The sequence below is a fragment of the Streptomyces sp. FH025 genome (genome assembly GCF_017427025.1).
Lineage (GTDB): Bacteria > Actinomycetota > Actinomycetes > Streptomycetales > Streptomycetaceae > Kitasatospora.
Genome location: NZ_JAFLNG010000493.1, coordinates 1 through 5,878 on the forward strand (window position 1 = coordinate 1; position 5,878 = coordinate 5,878).

3 protein-coding genes and 1 pseudogene are annotated in these 5,878 nt (G+C 74.3%); 1 reads left to right on the forward strand and 3 read right to left on the reverse strand.

The annotated features are described in order from the left end of the window. The 3 genes from J0670_RS27585 to J0670_RS40370 all read right to left on the reverse strand — a co-directional run. Positions 1–576 (reverse strand): DUF5682 family protein (locus tag J0670_RS27585; RefSeq protein ID WP_243437606.1); only part of this gene is annotated, 576 nt, incomplete at its 3' end. Next, complete coding sequence (locus J0670_RS27590) at positions 576–1,658, reverse strand: AAA family ATPase (RefSeq protein WP_207814408.1); 1,083 nt, start codon at positions 1,656–1,658, stop codon at positions 576–578. The genes J0670_RS27585 and J0670_RS27590, both read right to left, overlap by 1 nt. Positions 1,659–1,725: 67 nt before the next feature. Next, the gene (locus tag J0670_RS40370) at positions 1,726–5,418 is read right to left on the reverse strand and encodes a WGR and DUF4132 domain-containing protein (protein WP_207814409.1); all 3,693 of its coding nucleotides are present in this window, start codon (positions 5,416–5,418) and stop codon (positions 1,726–1,728) included. A 278-nt stretch (positions 5,419–5,696) separates the two neighbouring features. Here J0670_RS40370 and J0670_RS27600 point away from each other — a divergent pair. Further along, a pseudogene (locus J0670_RS27600) lies at positions 5,697–5,878 on the forward strand (amidohydrolase); the annotation flags it as partial.

A 5,878-nucleotide genomic window follows, 5' to 3' on the forward strand; every position in this document is an offset into this window, starting at 1 on the left:
GGTCCCCGCCTCGGCGAGGACGGCGCGGACCCAGTCCGCCATGTACGCCTCGCGGGCGCGGTCGCCCTCGTCCGCCTCGGAGTCGCCGCGGACCAGGTCGAAGTAGGCGTCGAGGCGCTCGGCGAGCCCGTCCGCCGGCGCCACCTCGAACAGGCCGTCCCACAGGGCGTCCACCGAGCCGGTGCCGAACCGCTCGCACAGCCGGGCGGTGGCCTCCGCGTACCGGGCCTCCGCGTCGGCGTACCGGTTGGCGCGCAGTTCGAAGGCCGGGTGCCAGGACGGCAGGTCGACGAACAGCACCTCCGCACCGACCGCACGCCCCTCCCGCAGCGCGACCCACTCGGGCGAGTAGTCGCACAGCGGCGTCCAGGTGGTCGCGGTGCGCCGTTCGTCCCGGTAGTGGCTGAACACGGCGATCGGCAGCTCGTGGCCGAGGGCCAGCTCGTCCAGGCGGCCGTTGAGGTCGGCCGGGCCCTCGACGAGCACGTACGCGGGCCGCAGCCGCCGGACGGTGTCCGCCACCAGGCGGGCGCAGGCGGGGGAGTGGTGGCGGACCCCGAGGAAGACCGCGGGCATCAGCCGGCCAGCAGGTGGCGGGCGTCGTGCACGGCCTGCCAGTGCGGGCCGCGCCGCCGCGGGACGCGCTGCTCCAGGTAGCGGCGCAGTCGGGCCAGGTCCTCCGGACTGTCCTTGGCGGCGGCGCCGGCCAGGCTGGCGACCAGGTCGGCCGCGTTGCCGGCCTCGCCGCGCAGGTACCAGCCGCGCAGCCCGACCGCGTGGGCGACCGAGACCGCTTCGGCGGTGCTCATCACCGCGGACGGGCGGTCGCCGCCCTCGCCGGCCCGCAGCTCGCGGAAGGCGGTGACCAGCACCTCCAGCAGGTCCCGGTCGGGCGCCGCCGTCACCCCCGAGCGGCGCAGCAGGTGCCCGGACTCGGCCTCGACCAGGGCGAGTTCGGTGTCCAGGTCGGTGATAGGGAAGACCGTCTCGAAGTTGAACCGGCGCTTGAGCGCCGCGCTCATCTCGTTCACCCCTCGGTCGCGGGTGTTGGCGGTGGCGATCACGTTGAAGCCCTGCTTGGCGAAGACCATGCCCTCCGGCCCGTCCAGCTCTGGGATCGCCACCACCCGCTCCGAGAGCAGGGACAGCAGCGAGTCCTGCACCTCCAGCGCGCAGCGGGTGATCTCCTCGAACCGGACCACCCGGCCCTCGGCCATGCCGCGCAGTACGGGCGCGGGCACCAGCGAGCGGGTGGAGGGGCCCTCGGAGACCAGCAGGGCGTAGTTCCACGAGTACTTGATCTGGTCCTCGGTGGTCGCCGCGCCGCCCTGCACGGTCAGCCGGGAGGTGCCGCTGACCGCCGCCGCGATCAGCTCCGACAGCAGCGACTTGGCGGTGCCCGGCTCGCCGACCAGCAGCAGGCCGCGGTTGGTGGCCAGGGTCACGAGGGCGCGCTCGACCAGCGCCGGATCGCCGACGAACTTGCGGACGATGCCGGCCGCCTCGTCGCCGACGATGAACCGGCGGGCCGCGCGCAGGCTCAGCTCCCAGCCCGGCGGGCGCGGGGCGCTGTCCTCGGCGCGCAGCGCCGCCAGCTCCTCGGCGTACCGAACCTCGGCGGGCGGCCGCTGGAGCTGCTCCTCGGCGGTGGTGGTCATGGCGGCCTTCTCAAGGTGGTGCGCCGTCACGGCGTGGTCAGTTCGATGAGGTCGGTCGGGTCGGGGATCACGGCGTGGTCAGTTCGGTCAGGTCGGCGATCACCTCGGAGGCGGTCACCGGGTCGAGTTCGGCGAAGGTCGGGAAGGTCCGGTTGTGAGTCCAGTAGTCGCCCGGGCGGCTGTCGAGCCACACCGTCTCCACCCGCTGCTCGGGATACACGTCGTGCATGCCGACCGCGATGCCGTGCTCCGGGGCGAGCACCACGTAGCGGTCGGGCCCGACCCGGCGGGACAGCCAGCGCTCCACGCCCGCGTCCTGGGGCTCGCCGCGCTGCCAGCCTCGCCGCTCCATGCCGAGCAGTCGGGCGGTGGGCAGCACCGGACCGTTCTCGAAGCGGGTCAGGCGGTGGCCCGCCTGCTCCTCGTCGCTCAGCGCGTACACCGGGCGGCCGAGCTGACGGAACGGCTGCAGGATCTCGTAGTCGGCGAACAGCTCCGACCAGGCGGCCAGGTCATCGCCGAGCAGCAGCGGGTGGGCCAGTCGGACGGTGGCTCCGGCGGGCAGCGCGAACACCTCGTCGTGGACGTCCGCCAGGGTGCGGTCCTCGGCGACCCGGAACGCCGTCGCCGGGCCGTCCGCCTCGGCCAGCCAGACGAGTCGGCGCACCAGGTGCCACAGCAGGGGGTGCCCGACGAAGAGCTGCTCGAACTCCTCCGCCGTCCACGACCGCCGGGTGACCATCGCGTCCTCCAGGCGGCGGATCTGGTCCCCCGCCACGGTGCGGACGTCCTTTTTCAGCGCAGCGAAGCGCTTGCGTTCGGCCGGGGCCAGTTCGGCGTCGTCGCGAGCCCCCGGGGTCGGCAGGTCCTTGCGGCGGGTGCCGTCCGCGTCCAGCACGTACGGCTTGAGCTGCTCGTCGAAGCCCACCGTGAAGGTCCGGGTGCCGTAGTCGACGACGGTGGTCCCGTCGGCGTCCAGCCCGAAGTCCGGCACCAGACGGTCGGACAGCTGCTCCCCGGAGAGCCCGAGACCGGCCGCCACCTCGGCGATCTTCTCCTGCGCCCGCGCCTTGAGCGCCTTGAACTTCACCCGCTGCGCGATGCCGTGCAGGTGCAGCAGGGCGACGTCGCTGCCGATCGCGGCCAGGACCTCCAGGCCGTCCACCGCGCGGTGGTGCGCCCCCTCGCCCGGCCACGCCCGGAGTATCGGCGTCAGTCGGCGGACCGTCTCGTCGTCACCCAGCCGGCCGAGCGCGTGCAGCGCCCACCCGTCCTGCGACGGCATGCCCGCCAGCCGCCACTGCTCGAACACCGCCCAGCCGAAGTCCGTCAACGACCGGGGTTCGCACACCTCGGCCACCTGGTCGAGGCCCAGGTAGAACGCCCCCGGCTTGGACAGCGCGAGCATGGTGAGCACGTGTCGCACCGTCTCGGCGGGAAGCGCGCCGGGCGGCGCGCCGGGCGGCGCGCCGTCGCCGCCGCGCACCAGCAACTGGGGCAGCATCATCGGCTCCGCCCAGTCCCCGAGCGGGGGCAGCTTCGCCGGCAGCACGTTCACCAGCGGGTCGGCCGACAGCAGCGCACCGACCACCTCCGCCGCCTCCGGCCCGTACTCGCCGGCCACCGCGCGCACGGCCGGCCCGCCGTGCGCGGCACCGATCAGCCGCAGGGCGTGCTCGGCGTTGCGCCGGGCCGCGCCGGCCTTCCCGACAGCGGCGGGCACCAGCAGGCGGGCCGCGTCGAGTCCGTGCCGGGCGAACCAGGAACGGGCGGTGTCGCCCGCCGACTTGAGGCGCGCCAGCCAGTCCGCCATCGTCTCGGCCACCCGGACGTCCAGGTACGGCAGCAGCAGGGGCGCGTGCGTGGCCGGGTTCTGCAGCGCGGCGGCCAGGATCGGGTCGAGCGCGTCCTGCTCGAAGCGGGCGGCGACCCGGCGCAGCGCGCCCATGGCGTCCCAGATGTACTCGTCGCCGCGCCACTGCGAGATCAGCGGCCGGCCCAACTCCTCGTCGCCGTAGGCGAACAGCGCCAGCTGCTCGTGCCGGTTGGAGCGGAACCGGGCGCCGCCGGACTCCCGGGTCGCGGCCCGCATCGTGCCGGCGATCCGCTCCCAGTCGCCGTCCGACCAGCGCGAGTACCAGGACTCGGAGGCCGCCCACGCCTCCCGCTCACCCGGCAGCCAGCGCAGCTGCGGCTCCTCCGGCGCGGTGAGGCCGGTCAGCACGCGGGGCTTGGCGGTGGAGCGAGGCCGGGTCCACGGCGGGCTGGTGAACAGCTCCGGCAGCGAGTCGGGACGGACATCCGGCACCCGGTCGCCGAGATCGGTGAGCGGCTCGACCACGGCCGCCTGCTCCGGCGTCAGCTCCGGGAGCAGTTCGAGCGCGGTCGCGCGGTGGGCGGCGACGTGGGCGGTGAGGAGCCGGCGGGCGAGCCGCTGCACGGCCGGATCGGCGGACGCGGCGGTGGCGTCTGCGGCGGCGTCTGCGGCGGTTTCCGCGGCGGCCTCCGCGAGGAGGCGGAGAGCACGCCGGGGGAAGCGGCGCATGGCCGCGACCAGGGCTCCGCGGGCCGCCTTGTCGTTCTCCTGATGGGCCAGCAGCCCCCGGAAGCCGTCGTCGGAGGGAAGCTCGGCGATCGCGTTCAGCAGCTGCTTCTGCTTGTCGCTGTAGAGGTAGTCGTTGGCCAGAGCGTGCAGCAGCAGCGGTGCGGCGCCGCCCCCGAGACCCTCCGCCACGGTCGCGATGATCTCGGCGGACCAGCCGTCCCAGCCCAGGCCCGGAAGCTGGGGGAGCTTCTCCAGCGGCTCGGCCGACGACAGCGAGCACAGCAGCATCGACCACTCGGCCGCGCCCAGCCGCGCGGCCGACTCCGCGCACTCCTCGGCCCAGCCGGACTCGGACGGCACCAGGTACGCCGCCACCACCTGGCGGGACAGGTCGGTCCGGCATCCGGCCAGGGCCTCGACCGCCGCGTGGTGGGTCTCCTCGTCGCACACCGCCAGCAGCGACCGGACGCGATCCGCGGCAGGGCGGTGCATCGAGGTCGTCCGCATGGCCGCGCGTCGAACGCGCGGGTTGACGGCACGTGAGTTGTTCCAATCGGCCTCGACGGCCACCGTGAACAGCTCGACGGTGGCCCTGGCCGCGAACGGCAGGCCGAACTCCGCCACCCAGGCGTCCACGGCCGTCCGGATCCTGTTGTCGGTGGAGCCCGCGAACGCCGCGGCCAGCACCGCCGCACCGAGCGGGTTCCGACTGCCGGACTGGTGAGCGCGGGCAGCCGCCACCAGGTCCGCGTCGCTGCGGTCCGAGGTGAGCACCTGCTCCAGCCGGGCCTCCATACCCCTCAGCGTGGCGTGGTACCCGTTCACCGTGTCCTTCACCGGCGCGCTTGGCGGGCGCGGGACGCCGCCCCGGCGGGGGATCAGGACCCGCCGCCAGGCGTCCGGCAGGACGAAGGCGTCCTCGTCGACCGGGTCGTCCAGGAGCTCGGGGGCGGCGGCCGGCGCGGTCGCTACGGTCGCCACGACGGGCCGCGGCGAGGAGGCCACGCCGACGCCGGTCTCGCGGTAGCCCTTGCGCTCCTTCTCGGCGACCGTCCTGGCGAAGTGCGCCTGAGCCGCCTCCGCACTCGGGAACTCCTTGCTCTGCTCCCGCCCGTCGGTACCGGACCGGCCGTAGCGCACCGTCACCACGGCACCGTCGACCGCGGCCTCCCAGAACTTGTCCGAGCCGCCCTCGACGAACTCCCAGCGCCGCACAGCTCCGTCCTCTCCTTGAACGTTTGGTCAGGTGAGGAACACTAGCGAGGCCCACTGACAGCGAGGCTGGCGGACCGCCTGTCGGGTGCGGGTTCAGCGAGGACGCCGGACCCTGGATCACCATCCGTAACTCCCGCCGTTGCGGGCGCGGGGCCTTCTCCGCTCGGGTCGCCGTATCGGTGGGATGACCGATGTGCGGCGGGTGGGGGCGCGGCCATAGTCCTCGGGAGGGCGTTCGCGGGTGGCCGCGGTGCGCCCGGTCTCAGAAAGGACCTTTCATGGACACGCACGCGGATCTGGTGTTCCTCGACGGGCGGGTGGTCACGGTCGATGCGGAGTTCTCCGTGGCCTCGGCCCTGGCGGTGACCGGAGGGGTCATCAGCGCCGTCGGTCGGCGGGACGACGTCGCACCGCTCATCGGACCCCACACCCGCGTCGTCGACCTGCGGGGGGCGACGCT